General features: G+C 61.3%; 23 protein-coding genes. 21 read left to right on the forward strand and 2 right to left on the reverse strand.

Annotation, left to right across the window (positions count from 1 at the left end; translation table 11 throughout):
* Positions 1-12: 12 nt before the first annotated feature.
* Positions 13-480 carry a RidA family protein gene (locus BLU35_RS06110; protein WP_057256068.1) on the reverse strand — a complete coding sequence of 156 codons (468 nt, stop codon included), beginning with the start codon at positions 478-480 and terminating at the stop codon, positions 13-15.
* 145 nt (positions 481-625) lie between these two features.
* Here BLU35_RS06110 and BLU35_RS06115 point away from each other — a divergent pair, with 145 nt between their 5' ends.
* The 14 genes from BLU35_RS06115 (at position 626) to lpxB (ending at position 14,920) form a co-directional block, all read left to right on the forward strand.
* Complete coding sequence (locus tag BLU35_RS06115) at positions 626-1,453, forward strand: cell envelope integrity EipB family protein (RefSeq protein ID WP_093232408.1); 828 nt, start codon at positions 626-628, stop codon at positions 1,451-1,453.
* Positions 1,454-1,636: 183 nt separating this feature from the next.
* On the forward strand, positions 1,637-2,404 hold the full coding sequence (rpsB, locus tag BLU35_RS06120) for a 30S ribosomal protein S2 (protein ID WP_057255755.1): 768 nt from the start codon (positions 1,637-1,639) through the stop codon (positions 2,402-2,404).
* 252 nt (positions 2,405-2,656) lie between these two features.
* Positions 2,657-3,580 (forward strand): translation elongation factor Ts, encoded by a 924-nt coding sequence (gene tsf, locus BLU35_RS06125; protein ID WP_057255757.1) that lies wholly within the window; start codon positions 2,657-2,659, stop codon positions 3,578-3,580.
* 192 nt (positions 3,581-3,772) lie between these two features.
* Positions 3,773-4,495 (forward strand): UMP kinase, encoded by a 723-nt coding sequence (pyrH, locus tag BLU35_RS06130; protein WP_057256069.1) that lies wholly within the window; start codon positions 3,773-3,775, stop codon positions 4,493-4,495.
* Positions 4,496-4,550: 55 nt separating this feature from the next.
* Positions 4,551-5,111 (forward strand): ribosome recycling factor, encoded by a 561-nt coding sequence (gene frr / locus BLU35_RS06135; protein ID WP_057255760.1) that lies wholly within the window; start codon positions 4,551-4,553, stop codon positions 5,109-5,111.
* 37 nt (positions 5,112-5,148) lie between these two features.
* The gene (locus tag BLU35_RS06140; protein WP_057255761.1) at positions 5,149-5,892 is read left to right on the forward strand and encodes an isoprenyl transferase; all 744 of its coding nucleotides are present in this window, start codon (positions 5,149-5,151) and stop codon (positions 5,890-5,892) included.
* Complete coding sequence (locus tag BLU35_RS06145) at positions 5,892-6,725, forward strand: phosphatidate cytidylyltransferase (protein WP_093232409.1); 834 nt, start codon at positions 5,892-5,894, stop codon at positions 6,723-6,725. Before BLU35_RS06140 ends, BLU35_RS06145 begins: the two co-directional genes overlap by 1 nt.
* A gap of 29 nt (positions 6,726-6,754) precedes the next feature.
* Positions 6,755-7,888, forward strand: a complete 1,134-nt coding sequence (gene rseP, locus BLU35_RS06150; protein WP_057255765.1) for an RIP metalloprotease RseP — start codon at positions 6,755-6,757, stop codon at positions 7,886-7,888.
* 249 nt (positions 7,889-8,137) lie between these two features.
* Positions 8,138-10,471, forward strand: a complete 2,334-nt coding sequence (bamA, locus tag BLU35_RS06155) for an outer membrane protein assembly factor BamA (RefSeq protein ID WP_058320638.1) — start codon at positions 8,138-8,140, stop codon at positions 10,469-10,471.
* Positions 10,472-10,518: 47 nt separating this feature from the next.
* Positions 10,519-11,586, forward strand: coding sequence for a UDP-3-O-(3-hydroxymyristoyl)glucosamine N-acyltransferase (gene lpxD, locus BLU35_RS06160; RefSeq protein ID WP_093232410.1), 1,068 nt, complete (start codon positions 10,519-10,521; stop codon positions 11,584-11,586).
* On the forward strand, positions 11,579-12,043 hold the full coding sequence (fabZ, locus tag BLU35_RS06165) for a 3-hydroxyacyl-ACP dehydratase FabZ (protein ID WP_057255771.1): 465 nt from the start codon (positions 11,579-11,581) through the stop codon (positions 12,041-12,043). The genes lpxD and fabZ overlap by 8 nt, the downstream gene beginning before the upstream one ends.
* A gap of 2 nt (positions 12,044-12,045) precedes the next feature.
* A complete protein-coding gene (lpxA, locus tag BLU35_RS06170; protein WP_093232411.1) occupies positions 12,046-12,855 on the forward strand; it encodes an acyl-ACP--UDP-N-acetylglucosamine O-acyltransferase in 810 nt (269 codons plus the stop codon).
* A gap of 5 nt (positions 12,856-12,860) precedes the next feature.
* Complete coding sequence (locus BLU35_RS06175; protein WP_093232412.1) at positions 12,861-13,748, forward strand: LpxI family protein; 888 nt, start codon at positions 12,861-12,863, stop codon at positions 13,746-13,748.
* Entirely contained in the window at positions 13,745-14,920 is a 1,176-nt protein-coding gene (lpxB, locus tag BLU35_RS06180; RefSeq protein WP_093232413.1) for a lipid-A-disaccharide synthase, read from the forward strand. Before BLU35_RS06175 ends, lpxB begins: the two co-directional genes overlap by 4 nt.
* A gap of 214 nt (positions 14,921-15,134) precedes the next feature.
* Here the strand turns inward: lpxB and gltA are convergent, their stop codons facing one another.
* Complete coding sequence (gene gltA / locus BLU35_RS06185; protein WP_057255779.1) at positions 15,135-16,424, reverse strand: citrate synthase; 1,290 nt, start codon at positions 16,422-16,424, stop codon at positions 15,135-15,137.
* A 315-nt stretch (positions 16,425-16,739) separates the two neighbouring features.
* On the opposite strand from gltA, the gene BLU35_RS36830 reads away from it, so the two are divergent.
* From BLU35_RS36830 to BLU35_RS06215, 7 genes are all read left to right on the forward strand, one after another.
* On the forward strand, positions 16,740-17,450 hold the full coding sequence (locus BLU35_RS36830; protein WP_502688136.1) for a hypothetical protein: 711 nt from the start codon (positions 16,740-16,742) through the stop codon (positions 17,448-17,450).
* A gap of 130 nt (positions 17,451-17,580) precedes the next feature.
* Positions 17,581-19,050 (forward strand): ComEC/Rec2 family competence protein, encoded by a 1,470-nt coding sequence (locus BLU35_RS06190; RefSeq protein ID WP_502688137.1) that lies wholly within the window; start codon positions 17,581-17,583, stop codon positions 19,048-19,050.
* 130 nt (positions 19,051-19,180) lie between these two features.
* Complete coding sequence (exbB, locus tag BLU35_RS06195) at positions 19,181-20,254, forward strand: tonB-system energizer ExbB (RefSeq protein ID WP_058320609.1); 1,074 nt, start codon at positions 19,181-19,183, stop codon at positions 20,252-20,254.
* Positions 20,255-20,257: 3 nt separating this feature from the next.
* Positions 20,258-20,683 carry a TonB system transport protein ExbD gene (exbD, locus tag BLU35_RS06200; RefSeq protein WP_057255784.1) on the forward strand — a complete coding sequence of 142 codons (426 nt, stop codon included), beginning with the start codon at positions 20,258-20,260 and terminating at the stop codon, positions 20,681-20,683.
* 237 nt (positions 20,684-20,920) lie between these two features.
* Entirely contained in the window at positions 20,921-21,586 is a 666-nt protein-coding gene (locus BLU35_RS06205; protein WP_057255786.1) for a protein-L-isoaspartate O-methyltransferase family protein, read from the forward strand.
* A gap of 286 nt (positions 21,587-21,872) precedes the next feature.
* Complete coding sequence (locus BLU35_RS06210; RefSeq protein ID WP_057255789.1) at positions 21,873-23,243, forward strand: TolC family outer membrane protein; 1,371 nt, start codon at positions 21,873-21,875, stop codon at positions 23,241-23,243.
* A 180-nt stretch (positions 23,244-23,423) separates the two neighbouring features.
* The gene (locus BLU35_RS06215; protein ID WP_093232414.1) at positions 23,424-24,233 is read left to right on the forward strand and encodes a PopZ family protein; all 810 of its coding nucleotides are present in this window, start codon (positions 23,424-23,426) and stop codon (positions 24,231-24,233) included.
* Positions 24,234-24,276: the final 43 nt, after the last annotated feature.

Here is a 24,276-nt window from a genome sequence, read left to right on the forward strand (position 1 = left end):
TCGGCATCCTAATCAGGCGATCTCGATGACGGCGTCGATCTCGACGGCGGCATTGAAGGGCAGGGAAGCCATGCCGACGGCGGCGCGGGCGTGTTTGCCCGCTTCACCGAGCACGGTGGCGAGCAGATTGGAGGCGCCGTTGATGACGAGGTGCTGCTCGACAAATTCCGGCGTCGAGGCGACGAAGCCGTTGATCTTCACCAGACGACGGATGCGTCCGAGGTCGCCGCCGAGCGCGGATTTTGCCTGTGCGAGGATGTTGATCGAGCAGAGTTCGGCGGCGCGTTGCGCGCGGGCGACGTCGACATCCTTGCCGACAATGCCTGTCACGGCGACCTTGCCGTCTTCCATCGGAAGCTGTCCGGAGATGTAGAGCATCGAGCCGCTGATCACGTACGGCACATAGTTCGCGACCGGGGTCGCAGCCTGGGGAAGGGTGACGCCGAGGTCCTTGAGGCGCGTTTCGATCTCTGCGGACATGGAAAGCTCCATTGTTGTCTTTTGTGTTAAAATCCTGCATTCAGGCCGGATCGCGGCGGGCGCCGGCATTTTCCTGCAAACACCGCCTCGCTTCTGCCGAACGCTTGTTTATAGCATTGCCGGCGAGTCCAATAGGAGGAAACGGATGTTTCATAAAGGCTTCGGTCTCGTCACTCTGGGCAGCGTTTGTTACGCCGTCGTGACGGCGTCAGGTGCTACGGCGGCGAGTGCGAATGTCCTCGTGCCGCATCGCGCCGTCTATGATCTTGAGCTCAAGGATGCGTCGGATCGTTCGGGCATTGCCGGAATGTATGGTCGCATGGTCTATGAATTCAATGGTTCGTCTTGCGAGGGCTACACGGTCAGCTTCCGCTTCGTCACCCAGGTCGACACCGGCGAGGAAGTTCGCCTCACGGATCAGCAGACGACCACCTATGAGGATCTGAAGACGGGCAATTTCCGCTTCTTGACGCGCTCTTTCACCGACGAGAAGCTGGACAAGGAAGTGCGCGGAACGGCGCATGAGGAAAAGAGCGGTGTCAAGGTGGAGCTGACCGCGCCCGACAAGCGCGAAGTGGAACTTGCGGCCAGTCGTTTCCCGACCGCCCATATGATGGAAGTGATCTCGCGGGCGAAGAAGGGGGAAGGCTTGTTCGAGGCGCGCATCTTCGACGGCTCCGATTCGGGCGACAAGACGCTGATCACCTCGACCTTTGTCGGTAAATCGCGCAAGCCCACCGCTGATGAGCCGGATGCCGGCAAGGCTGGCAAGTTCGGCAGCGAAGCCTATTGGCCGGTGACGATCTCCTATTTCAACGACGACAAGAGCGGCGATGCGCTGCCAATCTACCGCATGTCGTTCAAGCTCTACGAAAACGGAATCACCCGGGACCTGACGATGGACTACGGCGATTTTGTCCTCAGCGGTAAGCTTGCCGATCTCGAAGTCTTCAAATCCGAGGACTGCAAATAGCCGATCGCGACGAAAATCGGCACTCGCGTCTTGATTTCTCGGGCAGTTGCGGTTAAGGGGCTGCCATTCCACACGTGAAGCAAGGGATGTTCCGGGAGAAATCCGGATCGTTCCGCCGGTGGGCTGTTCGAAAGACCATGCTCGACGCTTCGCGGAGGTTCAACCGGAAAAGGAGAAAAAGGCATGGCATTGCCTGATTTTAGCATGCGTCAGCTTCTGGAAGCTGGCGTTCACTTCGGTCACCAGACTCACCGCTGGAACCCGAAGATGAAGCCGTACATTTTCGGCGATCGTAACAACGTTCACATCATCGACCTCGCTCAGACCGTACCGATGCTGTCGCGCGCCCTGCAGATCGTCAGCGACACCGTTGCCAACGGCGGCCGCGTTCTGTTCGTCGGCACCAAGCGCCAGGCTTCGGAAATCATCGCTGACGCAGCCAAGCGTTCGGCCCAGTACTACGTCAACGCTCGCTGGCTCGGCGGCATGATGACGAACTGGAAGACGATTTCGAACTCGATCCAGCGCCTGCGCAAGCTCGACGAAATCCTTTCTTCGGAAGCTTCTGGCTTCACCAAGAAGGAACGCCTGAACCTCGAGCGCGAGCGCGAAAAGCTGAACCGTGCACTCGGCGGTATCCGCGATATGGGCGGCACCCCGGACCTGATGTTCATCATCGACACCAACAAGGAATCGATCGCGATCGACGAAGCCAAGCGCCTCGGCATCCCGGTTGTTGCCGTGATCGACTCGAACTGCGATCCGGACCAGATCGACTATCCGATCCCGGGCAACGACGACGCTTCGCGCGCCATCGCTCTCTACTGCGACCTGATCGCCCGCGCAGCCATCGACGGCATTGCGCGCCAGCAGGGCGCATCTGGCCGTGACCTCGGCGCCTCTGCCGAAGTTCCGGTCGAGCCGGCGCTCGACGAGGCCTCCGACGCCTGATCGGCCCCAGGCGGCAGCCAACCCTGCCGCCCCCAATGAAATGTCGGGACAAGGCCGTTTGTGATGAAAGTCTAAACGGCCTTGTTCTTTTCAGCCGGGGATGGCGCGATCCGTTCGGGTCGTTGGATCCGGGCAGCGGCCACGATGACGCGTTCATCATGGTGTCACATTGAAAAGCCATTCCCTGCCAAACCTCCTGGCATCGCGCCACGCGCGGGCAACCCCCGCCAAACAGACAAAGAGGCAAAAAAGATGACTGTGACTGCAGCAATGGTGAAGGAACTGCGCGAAAAGAGCGGCGCAGGCATGATGGATTGCAAGAAGGCACTTGCTGAAACCAACGGCGACATGGAAGCAGCGATTGACTGGCTGCGCGCCAAGGGTATCGCGAAGGCCGACAAGAAGTCGGGTCGTACGGCTGCCGAAGGCCTCGTCGGCATCGTCAGCGGCGGCGTCAAGGCCGTCGTCGTCGAAATCAACTCCGAAACCGACTTCGTTGCCCGCAACGAAGCCTTCCAGGAACTCGTCCGCGGCGTTGCCAACGTAGCGCTCACCACCGACGGCTCCGTCGATGCGATCGCGGCTGCAACCTACCCGGCGACCGGCAAGTCGGTCGACGAGACGATCAAGGACGCGATTGCTACGATCGGCGAAAACATGACGCTGCGTCGCGCAGCTCTGCTGCAGGTCGAAGATGGCGTTGTCGCCACCTACATCCACAACGCAGCTGGCGACGGCATCGGCAAGCTCGGCGTTCTCGTCGCGCTGAAGTCGATCGGCGACAAGGAAGTGCTGTTCTCGGTCGGCCGTCAGGTTGCCATGCACATCGCTGCGACCAACCCGCTGGCGATCCGCGCTGAAGAAGTCGACGCCGCTGTTGCTGAGCGCGAACGCAACGTCTTCATCGAACAGTCGCGCGCCTCGGGCAAGCCGGACAACATCATCGAGAAGATGGTTGAAGGCCGTATGCGCAAGTTCTTTGAAGAAGTCGCACTGCTCTCGCAGGCCTTCGTCATGAACCCGGAAATCACCGTCGGTCAGGCCGTCAAGGACGCTGAAAAGCTCGCTGGCGCACCGATCGAAGTGACCGGCATGGCTCGCCTGCTGCTCGGCGAAGGCGTCGAGAAGGAAGAGTCCGACTTCGCCGCAGAAGTTGCAGCCGTCGCCAAGGGCTGATTTCTTCACCCATCTTGGGAAAACCTCGGGGCATCGCGTGACAACGCGGTGCCCTTCGTGTATCGGGCTTCGTCAATGCGCCGGACCCGCCGGAAATCACTCCGCAGCGGTTGAAACCGGGTAGCGCAATATGTCCTTATGCGCTGTGCGCCGTCGTCGTGCGCACGCGCACCGATCTGATCAGGAGCGATGATGCCGGCCGAACCAATCTACAAACGTGTTCTCCTTAAAGCCTCCGGTGAGGCCCTGATGGGTAGCCAGGGCTTCGGTATCGACGTGGCGGTCGCCGACCGCATCGCCGCCGACATCGCCGAAGCACGCGCGATGGGCGTCGAAGTCGGTGTCGTCGTCGGCGGCGGCAACATCTTCCGCGGTGTCGCGGTGGCCTCCAAGGGCGGAGACCGGGTGACCGGCGACCACATGGGCATGCTGGCAACGGTCATCAACGCGCTGGCGCTCGCAACCTCGCTGCGCAAGCTCGACATCGACACGGTCGTGCTTTCGGCAATTGCGATGCCGGAAATCTGCGAAAGCTTCTCGCAGCGCGCAACGCTTCATCATCTCTCGCTTGGCCGCGTCGTGATCTTCGCCGGTGGCACCGGCAACCCCTTCTTTACGACGGACTCGGCCGCAGCGCTCCGCGCGGCGGAAATGGGTGCGCAGGCCATTTTCAAGGGCACGCAGGTCGATGGTATCTATTCTGCCGATCCGAAGAAGGATCCGACCGCGACCCGTTTCGACCGCCTGACCCACAGCGAGGTGCTTGAAAGGGGCTTGGCCGTCATGGATGTTGCCGCCGTTGCGCTTGCACGCGAAAATACCATTCCGATCGTTGTCTTTTCGATCCACGAAAAGGGTGGCTTCGCGGAAATCTTGACCGGCGGCGGTCGCGCGACCATCGTCACAGACAACTAAAGAGCTGCAAAGCGGCCCCCTGCGGCCGGCGAATGTTAGAACGGGAGTTTTGACCATGAGTGAAGGTGTTGAACTGAAGGAACTGAAGCGTCGCATGGATGGCGCCATTTCCGCATTCAAGAGCGATATCGCATCGCTTCGTACCGGCCGGGCGTCGGCGAACGTTCTCGATCCGGTGACCGTTGAAGCCTACGGCTCGCGCGTGCCCCTCAACCAGGTCGCCAACATCACCGTTCCGGAGCCGCGCATGCTGTCCGTTTCGGTCTGGGACAAGCAGATGGTTGGCGCCGTCGATCGTGGCATTCGCGAATCGAACCTCGGCCTGAACCCGATCATCGACGGCCAGAACCTGCGCATTCCGCTGCCCGAGCTCAACGAAGAGCGCCGCAAGTCGTTGGTCAAGGTGGCCCACGATTACGCTGAAAAAGCCAAGGTTGCCGTGCGCCACGTGCGCCGCGACGGCATGGATGACCTGAAAAAAGCCGAAAAGGATGGCGACATCGGTCAGGATATCAGCCGTTCTCAGTCCGAGCGCGTGCAAAAGATGACCGATGAAACGATTTCCGAGATCGACCGCTTGCTCGCCGAGAAGGAAAAGGAAATCATGCAGGTCTGATCTGCTCGTGATCTGAGTCTCCTTTCGCGGACGCCTTATGCAAAACCTCATCTCCACGACCGTTCCGGAACATGTTGCCATCATCATGGATGGCAACGGGCGTTGGGCGAATGCACGTGGGCTACCGCGTACCATGGGGCATCGCAAAGGCGTCGAGACCGTTCGCGATGCCGTCAAGACGGCGGCCCAGGTGGGTATCCGCTATCTCACGCTTTTTGCATTCTCTTCGGAAAATTGGAGCCGGCCGGAGTCGGAGGTAAGCGACCTCATGGGGTTGCTCAAGACCTTCATCCGCCGGGATCTCGCCGATCTGCACCGCGAGAATGTCCGCATCCGTGTCATTGGCGACCGCTCGAACCTGCGTGGCGACATCCTGCCGCTATTGATAGAGGCCGAGGAAACGACGCGGGCGAACACGGGAGTTACCCTGGTCATTGCCTTCAACTACGGCGCGCGTGACGAGTTGACCCGGGCGATGCGTCGCCTCGCGGTGGACGTCGCCGAAGGGCGTTTGCGCCCTGAGGACATCAATCAGGAACGCATTGCAGCCTCGCTGGACACCGCCGACATACCCGATCCGGACCTGATCATCCGCACGAGCGGCGAAGAGCGACTGTCGAATTTCCTGCTCTGGCAGGGCGCCTATTCCGAACTGATCTTCGTTCCCGAACTGTGGCCGGATTTCACGCGTGAGATTTTCCTGTCGGCGCTGGAGAAGTATGCATGCCGGGAGCGCCGTTTCGGCGGACTGGTCGAGCCGACGCGGGCGGTTGGTTCCTGATGCAAACTGAACTCAAGCTTCGCATCGCTTCGGGAGTGGTGCTCGCGGCGGTCGCTCTCGCTGCGACCTGGTTTGGCGGTCTCGCTTTCCAGCTACTTTCGGTCCTGATCGCGCTTCTCGTCTACTACGAATGGTCGACGATCACCGCCCTTGTCGAGCGAGATTTCCAGGGCAACGCCTTCGGTTGGCTCTCGATAGTCGTGATCGCAGGCCTCGTTGTCACCGGTTACATTGGCTACAGCCTTCCTTTCCTGGCGTTCGGCCTCGGAGCGGCCTTGCTTTGGGTCCTTACTCAAAAGACAAGCTGGTGGCTGCCGGGCGGCATCGCCTATGCAGGCCTCACCGGCATATCGCTCGCAGCACTTCGTGGCGCCGACGATCTCGGCCTGATCGCAACGCTGTTCGTCTTCGCAGTGGTCTGGGCAACCGACATTTTCGCCTATTTCACCGGCCGTGCGATCGGGGGCCCCAAGCTTGCGCCGCGCATATCGCCCGGCAAGACCTGGTCCGGCGCCATCGGTGGCACGATTTGTGGCATTCTTGCTGGCGTCGCCGTCTTTATGGCTTATTTTTCGCTGCAAGATCTTCGGATCCCGATCATCGCCCTGGTGCTCTCGGTTGCCAGCCAGGTTGGGGACTTGTTCGAGTCCTTCATCAAGCGGCGCTTTGGCGTGAAGGATTCGAGCCGTCTCATTCCGGGGCACGGCGGGGTCATGGATCGGGTCGACGGTTTGATATTCGCCTGCGTGGCGGCGTTGATTCTGGTCATGGTTCAGTATTTCGTCAGCGATGGGCGCCAGATCGCCTTCGGTTCGGTCCTGCTTGGCCCTTGATGCCGACCGCAGGGACTTGAGGAACGTTCATGACATATCTGCTTGATGCCTTTCAGCTTCTGACCGGCTACATCATTCCCTTCCTCCTCGTGCTGACCCTTTTGGTCTTCGTGCACGAGATGGGGCACTATCTCGTAGGCCGCTGGTCGGGAATCCGTATCCTCGCCTTCTCGATCGGTTTCGGTCCCGAACTTTTCGGTTGGACCGATCGGCACGGAACACGTTGGAAACTGTCGGCGATCCCGCTTGGTGGCTACGTCAAGTTCTACGGTGACGAGGACGCGGCGAGCGTGCCGGACTACAAGCGTCTGGAGGCAATCGCGCCGGAAGAGCGCGGCAAGACCTTCCTCGGCGCCAGGCTCTGGAAGCGGGCAGCGACGGTTGCCGCAGGGCCGATCGCCAACTTCATCCTCGCGATTGCCATCTTCGCCGTTCTGTTCTCCGTCTACGGACGCCAGGTCGCAGATCCCGTGGTTGCGCGTGTGAACGAAAATAGCGCAGCCGCACAGGCAGGCGTTGTTCCGGGCGACCGCCTGATCTCGATCGACGGCTCGCCGGTGACGACCTTCGACGACGTTCGTCGCTACGTCAGCGTGCGCCCCGAGCTAAAGATCACCATCCGAATCGAACGCAACGGCGCGACACTCGATTTGCCGATGGTGCCCCAGCGGACGGAGCTCACCGACCAGTTCGGCAACAAGATGGAGATCGGCGTCATCGGTATCCTGACCGATCAGGAAGCCGGCAACTTCCGCACCGTCACCTATGGCCCGATCGAGGCCGTAGGGCAGGGCGTCCTGCAAAGCTGGCACGTCATTACGGGCACCTTCGACTACCTCGGCAATGTGCTGACCGGGCGGATGAAGGCGGACCAGATCGGTGGCCCGATCCGCGTCGCCAAGGTTTCCGGGCAGATGGCGACGCTCGGCATTCCATTCTTGCTGAATATCGCCGCGATCCTGTCAGTTTCCATAGGATTGCTTAACCTCATGCCCGTACCGGTGCTTGATGGCGGCCATCTGATGTTCTATGCGGTTGAGGCGTTGCGCGGGAAGCCTGTCGGTCCCGCCGCGCAGGATGTCGCCTATCGGATCGGCTTTGCCATGGTGCTGATGCTCATGGTCTTTGCCACCTGGAACGACATATCGATGTTCTTCGGCTAGCGTTCGGTCGGGGAAACGGCGAGGGGAATTCGGCGGATACTGTGAACGATTGGTTTTCAACGGCTTGCGAAGAAAGGTTTTGTTTACGATAACTCGAGGCTGTAGTGGCCGTTAAGCCACGGTTCGAATTGAAGTAAACAGAAATTAACGAGCTGGCTTGCTTGTATGGGAAAAGCGGTTAAAACGGCAACCGTGACCGGAGTCGGCACGAAACTGCCGCGCGACGTTTGGAAAAGGTAAGATTTGAACATGAAAGCTGGTTCAAGGTTTTTGAACGCGGTGTCGGCGGCTGCGCTGTCAACAAGCATTGTTGTTTCTGGCGCTGGTGTTGGGTTGCTCGCAGGCACGTCCGTCGCAGAAGCTGCGGTCATCAATCGTGTCGAAGTACGCGGGGCAACGCGCGTCAGCGCTGAGACGGTCCGTGCGAACATCACGATCGTTCCCGGCAAGGCCTTCAGCAACGCGGATATCGACGCTTCCGTGAAGCGCCTGTACTCCACGGGCTACTTCTCCGACGTCAGCATCAATGTCGCCGGCGGTACGCTGGTCGTCAGCGTGAGCGAGAATCAGCTGGTCAATCAGGTCGTCTTCAACGGCAACCGCAAGATCAAGGACGACAAGCTGCAGGGCGTCGTGCGCACGCAGCCGCTCGGCCCGTACAGCGAAGCGACGGTCGAAACGGATATCCAGTCCATCAAGGACGCCTACGCTGCCATCGGTCGCAGCGACATCACGGTGACGACGCAGGTTGTTCCGGTTGCCGAAGGGCGCGTCAACCTTGCCTTCGTGATCAATGAAGGTGAGCGCACCAAGATCTCCCAGATCAATTTCGTCGGCAACGAAGCCTATAGCGACGGTCGTCTTCAATCGATCATCGCGACGAAGGAATCGGGCATCTTCTCGTTCATCACACGCAAGGATGTCTACAATCCGGACAAGCTTCGCGCTGACGAAGAGCTGCTGCGCCAGTTTTATTTCAACCGCGGCTACGCGGACTTCCAGGTCGTTTCCTCGGACGCGGCGCTCAATGAAGCGACGAACGAGTACACGGTGACGATCACCGTCGAAGAAGGTCCGCGTTATGACTTCGGCGCCGTCAATGTCGAATCGACCGTCGAGGGCGTCAATGCCGAAGAGCTGAAGGGGCTTATCCTCAGCCGCGAGGGCTCGGTCTACAAGGCCAAGGACGTTCAGGCGACGATGAGCGAGATTTCGCAGCGTGTCGCTTCGGCCGGATATCCTTTTGCGCGCGTTACGCCGCGCGGCAACCGCGACCTCGCCAATCACACGATCGCCGTCGACTACCTTGTCGACCAGGGCGAGCGTGCTTACGTCGAGCGCATCGAGATCCGCGGCAACACCCGTACGCGTGACTACGTTATCCGTCGCGAATTCGACATGGGTGAAGGCGACGCCTTCAACCAGGAAATGGTTGCCCGCGCCAAGCGTCGGCTGGAGGCACTCGGCTACTTCTCGACCGTGAACATCTCGACCGCGCCGGGCAGCGCTGCCGACCGCGTCGTCGTGATCGTCGACGTGCAGGATCAGTCGACCGGTTCGTTCGGTATCGGTGCTGGTTACTCTGCGGGTAGCGGCGGCGGCTTCCTCGTCGAAGCGTCGATCGAAGAAAAGAACTTCCTGGGTCGTGGTCAGTACATCCGCGTCGCCGCCGGTCGCGGTGACGAGAGCCGGACCTACAACGTTTCGTTCACCGAGCCGTACTTCCTTGGCTATCGTCTGGCTGCCGGCTTTGACGTCTTCAAGAACGAGAACGACTTCGACGACGAGGACTACAGCTACGAAGATCAGGGCTTCAGCCTGCGCGTAACGGCGCCGATCACCGAAAATCTGTCGACCACGCTGCGCTACAACTTCACGCAGTTCGACTATAGCGGTAACGTCGCGAAGCTGTCGTCGCCCTACGTTCGTGCAGTTGAGGGTGGAAACTGGGTCCGTTCGTCGGTATCGCAGTCGATCACCTACAACACGCTCGACGATCCCCAGCTGCCGCATGACGGCATCCTGGCGACCTTCACGCACGAGTTTGCAGGTCTTGGCGGCGACTCCGACTTCTACAAGATGACTGGTAAGGCCAAGTGGTACTACACGGTCAACGACGAGGCGGACATCATCGCGTCGCTTGCTGGTAGCGCCGGTCATGTCTTCGAAACCGGCAGCGATCTGCAGGTCTTCGACCAGTTCCAGCTCGGCTCCAACGATATTCGTGGCTTCGAGCGCAATGGTATCGGTCCGCGCGATCAGGCGACGGGCGATGCGCTCGGCGGCACGACCTACTTTACGGCTTCGGCCGAAGCGACGTTCCCGCTTCCGGGCATCCCGCGCGACAGCGGCTTCCGCGGTGCGGTCTTCGCCGATGCCGGTACGCTCTACAGCAACAAGGTCGCGACCCTTCCCTCTGAAACGGTGCAGGGCAACGACTCGTCGCTGCGTGCATCGGTCGGTGTCGGCCTGATCTGGGCTTCGCCGTTCGGTCCGCTGCGTGTTGACTATGCTTGGCCGGTTGCCAAGGAAGACTTCGACCGGGTACAGAACCTGAAGTTCGGTATTTCCTCGTCGTTCTGATAAAAAGCAGTCCAGAACTGCCGGAAAAAGATCGTTCTGGAGTGTCCATGGAACAGAACTGGTTTTTTCCGCCCCATAAAGGGATTCGCCTGGGTGACCTGGCGAATCAAATTGGGGCGGAGTTGAGCAATGGTGCGGTCGCCGACAGCACCATTCATTCTGTAGCGCCAGTCTATCGGGCCAAGCCCGGCGACATTTGCTACATGTTGTCTCGCAAGAGCCGCGCCGAGCTTGATACCTGTCAGGCATCCGCGATCATCTGCGACAAGACGATCTCCAGTCTTGTGCCTGCCCATATCCCAGTCCTGCTGACGGCTCGCCCGCATACGGCCTTCGCCCTTGCCGGCACGTTGCTGCACGAGGCCGCAATGCGTCCTGCACGCAACACAAGCCTCAAGGGCGTGGCGCCTAGTGCTTTCGTGGATCCGACTGCGCGTCTGGAAGACGATGTCGAAGTCGAGCCGATGGCGGTCGTCGGAGCTGGCGCCGAAATCGGCGCCGGCACCCGCATCGCTGCCGGCGCCGTCATCGGGCCGGGTGTGCGCATCGGCCGTGACTGTACGATTGCCTCTGGCGCAAGCGTGCTCTGTGCTCTCGTCGGCAACAGCGTGATCATTCATCCCGGTGCTCGTATCGGTCAGGACGGCTTCGGTTATGCGCCCGGACCGAAAGGCGGAATGATCAAGATCGTTCAGGTCGGTCGCGTGATCATTCAGGATCATGTCGAGATCGGCGCCAACACGACGATCGACCGCGGCACGATGGATGACACCGTGATCGGCGAGGGAACGAAGATCGACAATCTCGTCCAGGTTGGCCACAACGTGCGCATTGGCCGCTATTGTGGCATCGTCGCCCAAGTGGGCATTGCAGGCAGCACGAAGATCGGCGACGGCGTGATGATTGGTGGCGGCAGTGGCGTCAATGGCCATATCACGATCGGTGATGGCGTACAGATCGCTGCGATGAGCGGCGTGGCAAGCGATGTTCCCGCCGGCGAACGTTATGGCGGTATTCCGGCGCGCCCGATGCGCGATTTCCTGCGCGATGTCGCGGAGATGGCGATGCGGGCAAGCGACAGACAGAAAAAGAAGAAGGGCGGCGCGAATGAGTGAGGCAGCAACGGTTCTCGGTACGGCGGACATTCAGGAAATTCTGAAACTGCTCCCGCATCGCTACCCATTTCTGCTCGTCGATCGGATCATCGAGATCGACGGCGACAATTCGGCGATCGGCATCAAGAACGTCTCGGCGAACGAACCGCATTTCACCGGTCACTTCCCCGAACAGCCGATCATGCCTGGCGTTTTGCTTGTCGAGGGCATGGCCCAGACGGCCGGTGCGATCTGTGCCCGCAAGGTGGGTAGCGGAACGAACCTCGTCTATTTCATGACCATCGACAATGCGCGCTTCCGCAAGCCGGTCGTTCCCGGCGATCGCGTCGAATTCCATGTCGTGAAGCAGAAGCAACGCGGCAATATCTGGAAATTTCACTGTGACGCAAAAGTTGACGGGCAACTGGTCGCAGAAGCTGATATCGGCGCGATGATCGTCAGCAAGGAAGACGCCTGAACATGATTGCAGCAACAGCGAAGATCCACCCGTCCTCGATTATCGAAGACGGCGCTGCGATCGGCGAGAACGTCAAGATCGGCCCTTTTTGCCACGTGGGGCCGAAAGTCGTTCTTGGCGACGATGTCGAGCTTCACAGTCATGTCGTGGTCACCGGCCGTACGACGATCGGCACGGGAACCAAAATTTTCCCGCAGGCGGTGATCGGCGCCGATTCGCAGAGCGTTCATCATAGCGCCGTCGATACGGAACTGTTGATCGGTGCAAATTGCACGATCCGCGAAGGCGTGACGATGAATACGGGCACCGTCGAACATGGCGGACAGACGGTCATTGGCGACAACAATCTCTTCCTGGCCTATTCGCACGTGGCGCATGATTGCCGCCTCGGCAACCATATCATCCTGTCAAACAACGTGATGCTGGCGGGCCATGTCACGGTCGAAGACCGCGCCATTCTTGGCGGCGGCTGCGCCGTGCATCAGTTCACCCGTGTCGGCCGACAGGCGTTTGTCGGGGGCCTCTCCGCCGTCAGCTACGACGTCATTCCCTACGGTATGCTCAACGGCAATCCGGGCATACTGAGCGGGCTGAACGTCGTCGGCATGACGAGAGCCGGGATCGATCGCGCGACGATCCACGTCGTTCGCCGCGCCTACAAGCAGATCTTTGAAGGCCCGGAGTCGATCCGCGCCAATGCTGCGGCCATTCGCGAAGAATATGCCGACTGCGCACCGGTCGTCGAAATCCTCGATTTCATCGCGGCCGAGAGCGACCGGGCACTATCGTCGCCGTCTCGCGGCAAGGCGTGAGCGTGATGTCGGCTGCTGCGAGCCACGCAGCGACCGGCGGTCGGCTCGCAATCATCGCCGGCGGTGGCGCGCTACCGCACCACGTAGCCGAAGCTGTGCGCGCGCGCGGCGAAGATCCATTCATTATCGCATTGTCGCGCGAGGCGGAAGAAGCCGATTGGGTCGGCTTCGATCATTCCGTGCTCGGGATCGGCGACTTCGCCAATATCAGCCGTACCTTCAAGGAAGAGGGGATCGATCGCGTCGTCCTGTCGGGTTGGGTTCGCCGCCGGCCGGAATGGCGTGATATTCGCCCGACGCTGAGAACGCTGGCAAAGATCCCGGCCGTGTTGAAGACGCTGGTGTCCGGTGGGGACGACGCCGTCCTGCGCATGGCCATGGCACTGATCGAAGCAAGCGGCGCCCATGTCATCGGCGTTCATGAAGTGGTGCCCAATCTCCTGGCAGAACCGGGGCCGATCGGGGCGGTTACACCTGATGCCGACGATCGCCGTGACATCGAGGCGGGCATCGCTGCCGCCAACGCGCTCGGCGCGCTCGATGTGGGGCAGGGTGCTGTGGCCGTCGGTGGGCGCGTCGTGGCGCTGGAGGGCGCTGAGGGTACCGATTCTATGCTCGCGCGTGTCGTCGCCTTGAAGGCCGAGGGCCGTGTCTCTTCGCGCCGGCGAGGGGTCCTCGTCAAGCTTTGCAAGCCCGGGCAAGATTTGCGCGCCGACCTCCCGTCGATCGGACCGTCGACCGTTGCACTTGCAGAAAAGGCCGGTCTCGCCGGCATCGCGGTCGAAGCAGGCAGGGCTCTGGTCCTGGAGCGCGGCAACGTGATTGATGTCGCCAATCGCGCTGGTCTGTTTGTCGCCGGTGTCGAACGATCGGCCAAGGGAGCCGAGCGATGAGCGCATCCAGCTACAAGCTTGCAGTCATTGCAGGCGAGGTTTCCGGCGATCTCCTGGGCGCCGATCTCGTCCGGGCGCTTCGAACGCAAAGCAGCAGCACGATAGAGCTCGTCGGTGTCGGCGGCGAGGCGCTGGAGGCGGAGGGCCTTCGATCGCTCTTCGACTATTCCGAACTATCGATCATGGGCTTCACCCAGGTCCTGGCACGATTGCCGAAGCTCATTATGCGCATTCGCCAGACGGCAAAGGCGATCATCGCCGCGCGTCCCGACGCGTTGCTGATCATCGACAGCCCGGACTTTACCCACCGCGTGGCACGGAAGGTCCGAGCGGCGCTGCCGGATGTGCCTGTCATCAACTATGTCTGCCCGAGCGTCTGGGCCTGGAAGCCGGAACGCGCGCCGCGCATGCGTGGCTATGTTGATCACGTCTTGGCCGTGTTGCCGTTCGAACCGCAGGCGATGGAGAAGCTGCAGGGCCCGCCGACGACCTATGTCGGCCACCGCCTCGCAAGCGATGCGAATGTGCTCGCGGTTCGGGCAAACCGCCAGCAGCGCCTTGTCGGCGCCATCGATGGGCGGGTCGCGACGTGCCTCCTTCTGCCGGGCTCCCGTTCGAGTGAGGTCGGCCGTCTGTTGCCGACCTTCGGCCGGGTGGTTGAGGAGCTTGCCGGCCGACATCCCGGCATTCGCTTCCTGTTGCCGACCGTTTCGCGGCAGGAAAAGCTGGTGCGCGAAATCACGGCATCCTGGCCCATCCAGCCGGAGATCACCGTAGGGGCGGCGGAAAAGTGGGCCGCTTTCGATCGGGCCGATGCGGCGATCGCTGCCTCGGGAACGGTTCTTCTGGAACTGGCGCTTGCCGGCGTTCCCGTCGTTTCAACCTACGATCCCGATTTCCTGGTGAAGCTCTTGCACAAGCGCATCCGCATCTGGAGCGGCGCGCTGCCGAATTTGATCGCAGACTTCCCCATCGTGCCGGAATACTTCGGCGAGTCCATCCGCCCTGGTGCCTTGACGCGTTGGATGGAGCGGCTTTCCGGTGCAACGGCGCAGCGCGCCTCGATGCTGGATGGCTATGCACTGGTGCAACAGCGCATGGCGACAATTCATCCGCCCGGTGAGAAAGCAGCCGAGATTGTTCTTGGCTATCTCACGAAGAATAACAGGTAAGCTTCATAGTTCCTTGAGCGAGCGCGATGCATCCCTCAATGCGTCGACGTCGTCGTAAGTGTGCGCAAGGGTCCCGCCTGGGGAGCAGGTTTGCGGCCGGCATTGCTTTGCGGCCAGCTGGATGGAAGACGGGGTTCGAACCGATGTTCCCGGACCGACAAAATAAAAGCCCGGTCATCGCTGACCGGGCTTCGTTTTTCTTGGCTGATAACGATCAGCGCTTGGAGACCGGCACGTAGTCGCGCTGCGGGGCACCGACATAGAGCTGGCGCGGACGACCGATGCGCTGTTCCGGATCTTCGATCATCTCGTTCCACTGCGCGATCCAGCCGACGGTGCGGGCGAGCGCGAAGAGCACGGTGAACATGGTGGTGGGGAAGCCCAGCGCCTTCAGCGTGATGCCGGAGTAGAAGTCGATGTTCGGATAGAGCTTCTTCTCGATGAAGTACTCGTCGGTCAGCGCGATGCGCTCGAGTTCCATCGCGACTTCGAGCAGCGGATCGTCCTTGTGGCCGAGTTCCGCCAGCACTTCATGCGTGGTCTTCTGCATGATCTTGGCGCGCGGATCGTAGTTCTTGTAGACGCGGTGGCCGAAGCCCATGAGGCGGAACGGATCGTTCTTGTCCTTGGCGCGCGCAATGAACTCCGGAATGCGGTCGGCCGTGCCGATTTCGGCCAGCATGTTGAGCGCCGCTTCGTTGGCGCCGCCGTGAGCCGGGCCCCAGAGGCAGGCGATGCCGGCAGCAATGCAGGCGAACGGGTTAGCGCCCGACGAACCGGCCAGACGGACCGTCGAGGTCGACGCGTTCTGCTCGTGGTCGGCGTGCAGGATGAAGATACGGTCCATGGCGCGCGACAGAACCGGGTTGACGACATATTCCTCGCACGGAACGGCGAAGCACATGCGCAGGAAGTTCGAGGCGTAGTCCAGGTCGTTCTTCGGGTAAACGAAGGGCTGGCCGATGTGGTACTTGTAGGCCATTGCCGCGATCGTCGGCATCTTGGCGATCATGCGCAGCGAGGCAACCATGCGCTGATGCGGATCGGTGATGTCGGTCGAGTCGTGGTAGAAGGCCGAAAGTGCGCCGACGCAGCCGCACATGACGGCCATCGGATGCGCGTCGCGGCGGAAGCCGGTGAAGAAGCGCGACATCTGCTCATGCACCATGGTGTGGTGCGTGACCCGATAATCGAAGTCGGCCTTCTGTGCCTTCGTCGGCAGTTCGCCGTAGAGCAGCAGGTAGCAGACCTCGAGGAAGTCGCCATGTTCTGCAAGCTGCTCGATCGGGTAGCCGCGGTGCAGGAGCACGCCTTCGTCGCCGTCGATATAGGTGATCTTGGATTCGCACGACGCCGTTGACGTGAAGCCCGGGTCGTATGTGAACATTTTCGTCTGCTTGTAGAGCGAGCCGATGTCCACGACGTCAGGGCCGATGGACCCCGATCGCACCGGAAGATCCGCAGACTTTCCATCGAGTGTTACAACCGCGGTTTTTTCAGTCATCGGACCCTCCGTCTTATGGCAACGTGACATAGAGACATGCCACGACAATGAACGTTGCGAATTTGCTATATGATTTATTTTCGACTGCCAAGCTGTACGAAAGGCAAATTGTGCGATGCGAAAATGTGCATATGGCGACGCAACAATGGCATGTTACGGCAATAAGTCCAAGGAGATCAATAATCTCGTCGGATGATGGTGCGGTACCATTCTATATAGGTTTGCCGCTTTTTTCAGCAGATAGCGCGTGGGTTGCGGTTATGTGCCTTTGGTTGCATGATCGACCGGGTATTCGGGGGAAAGAGCGCTGGCGCGATGAGCGATACTGAAAGGCGGCAGGCGTCGCAGGACGCTGAGCGCGGCAGCTTCATGTTGTCCGGTTCCGATGCCGCCACTGCCGTTACAGTCTTTGCTCCCAGTGCGCCGCGCGGCTTGCTTTCGACACAGGTGCGCCGCGGCATGTCGACGCTCTCGGCGCGCCTCAGTCCGCGCGCGGTCAAGGCATTGGTCGCGTCCGCAATCGAAGAAGAACGCGCATTCGGTCACGGTTTTGTGTTGATACCGGTGCTGCTGGTCTCAGGCGTCCTCACCTGGCTGTCGCTCCCTTTTGACGTCGGAATTGTCAAACTTGCACTGCTGCTTTGCGTTTTCGGCATGGCGGCGGTGGCATGCGTCGGAAAATTTGCACGGCTGCGGGTGCCGCTGATTGGGGCGACACTGTTTGTGGCGGGAATGGCGCTGGTCGCGACCGAGACGGCGCGGACCGATACGATCGTCCTCGACGCACCGGTGACGACGAACGTGCGGGGTGTGGTGTTTTCGCGTGAGCAGGACGACCGGGGCCAGTGGCGCTACGGGGTCGAGATCCACGAGACGACCAGGCCGCGCCTGCGCCGTCAACCGACGAAAGTCACGCTGGTGGCGCGGGGTCGGGAAGATCCGCTGCCGATAGGTGCGACCATCGAGGGCAGGGCGCGGCTGTCTCCGCCCTCCGGCATTGCGGGGTTTGAACGACTTCGCGTTTGACAGCTACTTCCGGGGTATCGGTGCAGTCGGGTTTTTCTACGGTTCGCCCACGGGCGGAAAAGCGCCTGCGACCGGAGAATCGGAAGCGGCCTCTTCCTTTGGTTCATCCCTGGCGACCAGCATCGCCGCGATGCGGGAGGCCGTCGGAGAGCGCATCCGTGCATCGATCGGCGGCGACACGGGAGCGCTTGCGGCAGCGCTGGTGACCGCGGAAGAGCGGGCAATCAGCCGTGAGACGGTCGAGGTGTTGCGGCAAGCCGGGCTTGCGCATGTGCTGGCGATCTCCGGCCTCAACATGGCGCTTGCCGCCGGGACCTTTCTGATTGGCGCCCGCACCGTTCTCAGCATGATCCCTGGCCTAGCGCATCGTGTGCCGATCAAGAAGGTTGCGGCGACCGGCGCACTGCTGATGGTTTGCCTCTACATTCTCATCTCCGGGGGAGCGGTGTCGGCATTGCGCGCCTGGATCATGATTTCCATCATGCTCGTGGCGGTGTTTTTCGATCGTATGTCGATCAGCCTGCGCAACGTTGCCCTCGCGGCGATCGTCATCGTCGCCACAACGCCGTCTGCGGTTGCTGGGCCGGGTTTCCAGATGTCGTTCGCTGCGACCCTTGCGCTCGTTGCCGGCTATGCGCGCTGGCGCGAGCGACGGGAGACGGAGGTACCGACGGCGGCGAGGCAGGGCAAGGGAAGGGGCCCGGTCACCGGCGTGATCGCCGGTGTCGTCATCACCTCTCTCATCGGCGGTTTGGCGACATCGGTCTATTCGATCGCCTATTTTCACCGGTTGCCGGCCTATGGCCTGCTTGCCACTGTTCTCACGATGCCGGTGATCAGCATTGTGATCATGCCGTTCGGCCTGTTCGCCATGCTTCTGATGCCACTGGGACTTGAACACTATCCATTGATGGCGATGGCATGGGGCCTCGACCGGATGCTCGACATCGCCCGCTTCGTAACCTCTCTCGACGGTGAGATCGTCACGGGTCGCATCGGGCATTTCGGCTTTGCGCTGATTGCCGCAGGCGGTGTTCTCGTCTGTGTGTTGCGGAGCTGGCTGGCCCTGTCGGGAGCGGTATTGATCAGCGTCGGTCTCGTCAGCCTCGCAGTCGAGCACGATCGTCTGCCCGATGTCGTGATTGCCGAGGATGGTCGCCTCGTCGGCCTCGTTGCGAACGGCGCGATAGCAACCAACAGGATGCGCCCGTCGGATTTCGTGTTTTCGCAATGGCAACGGGCCCTCGCGGTGGAAAACCACCTCAAGCCAGCGATGCTTCCGCCGCCGGCAGCTGCCGATCCTTACCCGGCTACGGAGCCGGCCGGGAAGGGCGCTCCGCCGCTCGACCAGGAAAAACAGGCCGCGATCCGCGCGGATCTGTCGTCGGCGATCGAGGCGAATGCTGCGGGTGTCTTCATCTGCCGGGAAAAGCAATGGTGTGCGGCGCGCAACGGCTACGGCTGGACGATCCTTGCCATCGAGAACCCGCGGCTCTTTCCGGCCTTGTGCGACCAGGCGGATCTTGTGGTGACTGCGGCGCGGGTCGATGGCGCGACGTGCTGCCCTGAGCGGGCGGGTTGCGAAATTATTCTTGATTGATAAACTCCACAAATCCTTGTCATTCCGCTCCCCTTTGCGTAAAGAGCCCGAAAGCACGCAAGGGATGTGACGGGTGGCGGCAATCCCTTCGCTCTGAAATGACGAAACGGACCAGTACGTGAGGAACAAGATGCCGAACCGAGCCCGATCGACGATCAATCTGCTGGCAGCCGCAATGCTGGGTCTGTCATCGGCTGCTATGCCCGTGGTTGCGTTCGCTCAGTCAGCGAGTGAAGGGGCATCGTCAGCCCCGGCTACGAACGGCACTCAGGGCACTGTCGCACAATCTCCCACGCCGACGCCGGTCGTAGAGGGCCAGACGGCAACCGGCAGCGCACCGGTAAACCAGGCGACGCCGATCACTCAGGTGCAGCCCGCACCACAAGCCGCGTCGCCGGAGACTGCCCCCCTTGCTGTCGAGGGCACTGCCGTTGCGACCGAAGGTGCGGCGAACCCGGTGCTGCCGCACGATCTGTCGCCGATCGGTATGTTCATGGCGGCGGACCTTGTCGTCAAAAGCGTTATGGTCGGCCTGGCAGTGGCGTCCATTGCCACCTGGGCGATCTTCCTGGTCAAGGCACTCGAGCTTTTCAGCGCCAAGGCGCGCCTCAAGCGGGCGGTGCGTCTCCTGTCAGCCGCTAACGGTCTGGCTGATGTCAATACTGCATTCGACGGGAAGTCGGGCCCAGCACCTGAGATGGTGGCTGCGGCGATCGACGAGATGGTGCGTTCGGAAGCGGTTGTCGACCATGCGCCTGCGAGCGGTATCAAGGAACGCGTCTCTTCGCTGCTGACCCGCATCGAGGTTCGCGCCGGCAAGCGCATGACGAGCGGCACCGGTATTCTGGCCTCGATCGGCTCGGTCGGACCGTTCGTAGGCCTCTTCGGCACGGTTTGGGGGATCATGAATTCCTTCATCGGCATCAGCAAGGCGCAGACGACCAATCTCGCGATCGTCGCACCCGGCATTGCCGAAGCGCTGCTCGCCACTGCTATCGGCCTTGTTGCGGCAATTCCAGCGGTGGTGATCTACAACTATTTCGCACGTGCAGTGGGTGGCTACAAGGTGATCCTTGCCGATGCTGCGGCCGCCGTTGAACGGCTCGTCAGCCGCGACCTCGACCACCGCATGGTCCGCAAGGCGCAGCCCCGCCGGCAGGAAGGCTTCGTCCATGCCGAAACGACCATCGCACGGATCGGGTGACCCATGGCCGGAAAAGTAAGCCAGGACGGCGGCGATCTGGACGAGAACAGCGAAATCAACGTCACGCCCTTCATCGACGTCATGCTCGTGCTGCTGATCATCTTCATGGTGGCGGCGCCGCTTGCCACGGTGGATATGAAGGTGGATCTGCCTCAATCGGCGGCAAAGCCAGCGCCGCGCGACGACAAGCCGGTCTTCGTGACCTTGAAGGCCGATCTGGCGCTGGCCATCGGCAACGAGGAAACGGCGCGTGAGACCTTCGCCGACGAGCTGAAGCGCCTGACGGAGGGCAACACCGAGACGCGTGTCCTGCTCCGGGCCGACAAGGCCGTGGACTACGGCGAGCTGATGACGGTCATGAACCTCATCCAGAACGCCGGCTACACCAAGATCGCCCTCGTGGGCCTGGAAGGCGCACCCGGGCGCTGAGTTTGCCCGCGGTCCACGTGCCAGCAATGCGTCGCGCCCATGTCCGCGCGTCGCCGCCATGATCGATCAGGGCTCTTCTTCCCCGTTTTTCCGGCGCAATTCGCCGCTGTCGCTTGAATCCCGCGGGGCGGCGATTTAAGAGCTTACGTCAAAGGCTTTCCGTTGAGAGCCACAAGACGATCGCGCGGGCTTCTCCGAAAAGCGGCGCCGCGCCTATCCGGATACGAGGGCACCAGCATGAATTTCGAAGCAGCGCGCACCAAGATGGTGGACAACCAGATCCGGACCACGGATGTGACGTCTCACTCGGTCTTGTCCGCCTTCCTCACCGTGCCGCGCGAGGAGTTCGTGCCCGCGAAGATGAAGGAGCTCGCGTATATCGACACCGACATCGCGCTTGACGCCGCCAACGGCGGAGGGCCGCGCTTCCTGATGGAGCCGTCGCCGCTTGCCAAGCTTCTGCAGCTCGCCGAGATCGCCAAGTCCGACGTCGTGCTCGAGATCGGTTGCGGTACCGGCTATGCCTCGGCACTGCTTTCCCTGATTGCTGGTTCCGTCGTCGCGCTCGAAAGCGATCAGGGTCTTGCCGCCACCGCGACCGAAACGCTGGCACGTCTCGGCTATGACAATATCGCCGTCGTCACCGGCGAACTCGAGAAGGGCTACGCTGCCGAAGCGCCTTACGATGTCATCTTCGTTCACGGTGCGGTGGAAGTGTTGCCTGCGGCTCTGTTCGAGCAGTTGCGTGATGGCGGCCGACTCGTGGTGGTCGAAGGATTTGGCAACGCTTCGCGCGCTAAACTCTATGTGCACGAGCACGGAAAAACCTCCGAGCGTGCCGACTTCAACACTGCGGTGAAGCCGCTTCCCGGCTTCCGCCGCGAGCAGGAATTTGTTTTTTGAGGTCCCGCTTATTGAGGGATATCAACATTTGAATGTACTGCTAAAATAACAATGTTGCCAATTCGCAACGCGGTACTTGTTTCTTTTTGAAATGCCTGCGCAGAGTAGGGCTGCGCAGTTGTCGGAATTTGGAATCCGGGTTTCAAAGAGTGCAGTGGTAGTGATTTGCTCACCAGTGGGCGGTGTGAGCGCTCATCGCCGTGTCTAGACAGCGCCGTTTTGTAACGAGGACAGCGCTGCGGGAAATGAGGGCAGGCTTTGCCGCCCCCGATCGGAGAGAGAAGTAATGGTGTCGATTGTCCGCAAAGCGGCCCTGTGGGCCGCCGTCTCGACGAGTGTGCTGCTTGCCCCGCACGCAGTACTGGCCGAGACGATCTTCGGCGCAATGGCCAAAGCCTACGCAAACAACCCGGATCTGAACGCTGCGCGGGCGGGGCTGCGCGCCACCGACGAGAGCGTACCGATCGCCAAGTCCGGCTTTCGCCCCCAGGTGGCTGGTTTCGCCAGCGGGACGCTTTCGACCATCGACAGGGAGAGTTCCGGAACTCAGGACGTTCACCAGGGGCAGGTCGGCATCTCCATAACGCAGATGGTCTTTGATGGCTTTCAGACGCTGAACAATGTTCGCGCGGCCGAATCGAATGTGTTTGCCACCCGCGAATCGCTGCTCGCCAACGAGATGCAGATCCTGCTTTCGGCGGCGACCATCTATTCCAATATCGCCCGCGATCAGCAGCTTGTGTCGATCCGCAAGCAGAACATCGCGTTCCTTCAGGAACAGGTGAACGCCGCGAAGGCGCGGCTTGATGTGGGTGAGGGCACCCGTACGGACGTGAGCCTGGCAGAGGCTTCGCTCGCCAACGCGCAGTCGCAGCTTATCGTCGCTGTTGCGCAGCTGAAGCAGAGCGAAGCGACCTATGTGCGGATCGTCGGCGACTTGCCGAAGAACATCAAGCAGGCGTCTCCCGCATCGAAGAGCCTGCCGCGCTCGCTCGACCAGGCGGTCGCAAGCGGCCTGCGCGACCACCCGACCATTCTGGCGGCGCAGTACTCGGTTGATTCGGCCGGTTACCAGGTGAAGTCGGCTGAGGGCACGATGCTGCCCGGCGTGACGCTTCAGGGACAGGTCGGCCGCACCACTGGCAATGTCGGTGATGGCATCGACAGCAACACATCGAGCATCACTGCTCGCCTCGAAGTCCCGATCTATCAGGGCGGCCTCGAATACGGCCAGATCCGGCAGGCGAAGGAACGCCTGGGGCAGCAGCGCATTCTGGTTGATTCGGCGCGAGCATCGATTCAGGAAACGATTGTTTCGGCCTACGCGCAGCTCGAAGCGGCGATCGCGCGTATTTCCGCCAACAAGGCGCAGATCTCTGCCGCCAAGCTGGCACTGGATGGCGTCATTGAAGAGCGCAAAGTCGGCCAGCGCACGACCCTCGACGTTCTCGATTCGCAGCAGGACGTGCTGCAGGCGCAGGAACTCCTGGCGCTTGCGCAGCGCGATGCGGTCGTCGCGAGCTATACCTTGCTTGCAGCCTCCGCGAGGCTGACCGTGAAGAGCCAGGGTCTGCAGGTGGCCGAATATCGCGCCGAAGAACATTACGAGGCGGTCAAGGATAAATGGTTCGGTCTTCGAACCGTCGACGGTCGCTAAAGAAAACGCCCCGGTCTCCCCGGGGCGTTTCTATTTTTCCCCCTGAAAACAAATCTGTGCAAGGATCTGAGTGGCTGATTCGCGGCGTATGTTTCGTCCGCGAACTCACATAAGGTTTGTCGGAAATCGGCGCATGTCCTGTTTTGAAACACATGCCGGCCGCGTCAAACGGGGATAGAAATGGCACAGCTCAATGTCGCGCGTGAACCTTCGATGGATGAGATCCTGGCATCCATTCGCAAGATCATCGAGAGCAATGAGCCTGGGCAGGCCGGGCTTTCGCCGCAGGAGCATTTCGAGGACGAGGCGGGTGACGAGATCGAGCTGACGATCGACAGCGAGATCGAGACCGTAGCCTTCGGGCGGCGCGAGGAATCTGCCGAAACATCGAGGCCCGCCCCCGCGGCTCCTGCCGTAGAGCTTTCCATCGTCTCGTCCGAGGCCAACGCGTCGGTTGCACAGCCGCCGCTTTCGCTGGCTGATGTCGCAGCACGCGTTCGTGCGGCTTCGGAGCGTCACGCAACGGGGTTTGCCCCGCGCGAAACGCAGCCAGTCGCGCCAGCGCCGGCGATCCAGGACAGCCCCGTCGTAACGTCGCGCATGGCCGCGGTATCAGCGCCCAAGGCTCCGGCCGTTCAGCCGATCGTGGCCCCAGAAACACACGAGGATGCGGAAGCCGTCGCTGCCCCAGCGCCATCGGAGCGTCGCGACGGCGTCGAATCGCCAGCGCCGGCGCCGGTGATCGACACGGTGGCCCCCGAGAAGGCGATCGCAGCCATCGTCTCTCCGGAAGTCGGCCGGAAGGTCGCGCAATCCTTTGACAATCTCGCTCTCGCGGTCGATCAGGGCGCAAGGCGCTCGTTCGACGAAATTGCCCAGGAAATGCTGCGGCCGATGCTACAGGAATGGCTGGACGACAATCTGCCGACACTCGTCGAACGGCTGGTTCGCGAGGAAATCGAGCGTGTTGCCCGCGGGCCGCGTCGCTGAAATTCAGATCTTTTGATGCGTGGGGCCGCGGCGACCGTCGCGG

Origin of the sequence: Sinorhizobium sp. NFACC03 (genome assembly GCF_900103435.1) — a bacterium.
GTDB lineage: Bacteria > Pseudomonadota > Alphaproteobacteria > Rhizobiales > Rhizobiaceae > Ensifer.

Excerpts from the sequence above, each read along its gene's own strand:
- rseP (WP_057255765.1), top strand. The coding sequence starts at position 6,755 with ATGACATATCTGCTTGATGCCTTTCAGCTTCTGACCGGCTACATCATT.
- BLU35_RS36830 (WP_502688136.1), top strand. The coding sequence starts at position 16,740 with ATGAGCGATACTGAAAGGCGGCAGGCGTCGCAGGACGCTGAGCGCGGC.
- BLU35_RS06215 (WP_093232414.1), top strand. The coding sequence starts at position 23,424 with ATGGCACAGCTCAATGTCGCGCGTGAACCTTCGATGGATGAGATCCTG.
- fabZ (WP_057255771.1), top strand. The coding sequence starts at position 11,579 with ATGAGTGAGGCAGCAACGGTTCTCGGTACGGCGGACATTCAGGAAATT.
- tsf (WP_057255757.1), top strand. The coding sequence starts at position 2,657 with ATGACTGTGACTGCAGCAATGGTGAAGGAACTGCGCGAAAAGAGCGGC.
- frr (WP_057255760.1), top strand. The coding sequence starts at position 4,551 with ATGAGTGAAGGTGTTGAACTGAAGGAACTGAAGCGTCGCATGGATGGC.
- BLU35_RS06115 (WP_093232408.1), top strand. The coding sequence starts at position 626 with ATGTTTCATAAAGGCTTCGGTCTCGTCACTCTGGGCAGCGTTTGTTAC.
- lpxA (WP_093232411.1), top strand. The coding sequence starts at position 12,046 with ATGATTGCAGCAACAGCGAAGATCCACCCGTCCTCGATTATCGAAGAC.
- exbB (WP_058320609.1), top strand. The coding sequence starts at position 19,181 with ATGCCGAACCGAGCCCGATCGACGATCAATCTGCTGGCAGCCGCAATG.
- pyrH (WP_057256069.1), top strand. The coding sequence starts at position 3,773 with ATGCCGGCCGAACCAATCTACAAACGTGTTCTCCTTAAAGCCTCCGGT.
- BLU35_RS06190 (WP_502688137.1), top strand. The coding sequence starts at position 17,581 with ATGCGGGAGGCCGTCGGAGAGCGCATCCGTGCATCGATCGGCGGCGAC.
- BLU35_RS06205 (WP_057255786.1), top strand. The coding sequence starts at position 20,921 with ATGAATTTCGAAGCAGCGCGCACCAAGATGGTGGACAACCAGATCCGG.
- rpsB (WP_057255755.1), top strand. The coding sequence starts at position 1,637 with ATGGCATTGCCTGATTTTAGCATGCGTCAGCTTCTGGAAGCTGGCGTT.
- lpxB (WP_093232413.1), top strand. The coding sequence starts at position 13,745 with ATGAGCGCATCCAGCTACAAGCTTGCAGTCATTGCAGGCGAGGTTTCC.
- BLU35_RS06210 (WP_057255789.1), top strand. The coding sequence starts at position 21,873 with ATGGTGTCGATTGTCCGCAAAGCGGCCCTGTGGGCCGCCGTCTCGACG.
- BLU35_RS06110 (WP_057256068.1), bottom strand. The coding sequence starts at position 480 with ATGTCCGCAGAGATCGAAACGCGCCTCAAGGACCTCGGCGTCACCCTT.
- lpxD (WP_093232410.1), top strand. The coding sequence starts at position 10,519 with ATGGAACAGAACTGGTTTTTTCCGCCCCATAAAGGGATTCGCCTGGGT.
- gltA (WP_057255779.1), bottom strand. The coding sequence starts at position 16,424 with ATGACTGAAAAAACCGCGGTTGTAACACTCGATGGAAAGTCTGCGGAT.
- bamA (WP_058320638.1), top strand. The coding sequence starts at position 8,138 with ATGAAAGCTGGTTCAAGGTTTTTGAACGCGGTGTCGGCGGCTGCGCTG.
- BLU35_RS06140 (WP_057255761.1), top strand. The coding sequence starts at position 5,149 with ATGCAAAACCTCATCTCCACGACCGTTCCGGAACATGTTGCCATCATC.
- exbD (WP_057255784.1), top strand. The coding sequence starts at position 20,258 with ATGGCCGGAAAAGTAAGCCAGGACGGCGGCGATCTGGACGAGAACAGC.
- BLU35_RS06175 (WP_093232412.1), top strand. The coding sequence starts at position 12,861 with ATGTCGGCTGCTGCGAGCCACGCAGCGACCGGCGGTCGGCTCGCAATC.
- BLU35_RS06145 (WP_093232409.1), top strand. The coding sequence starts at position 5,892 with ATGCAAACTGAACTCAAGCTTCGCATCGCTTCGGGAGTGGTGCTCGCG.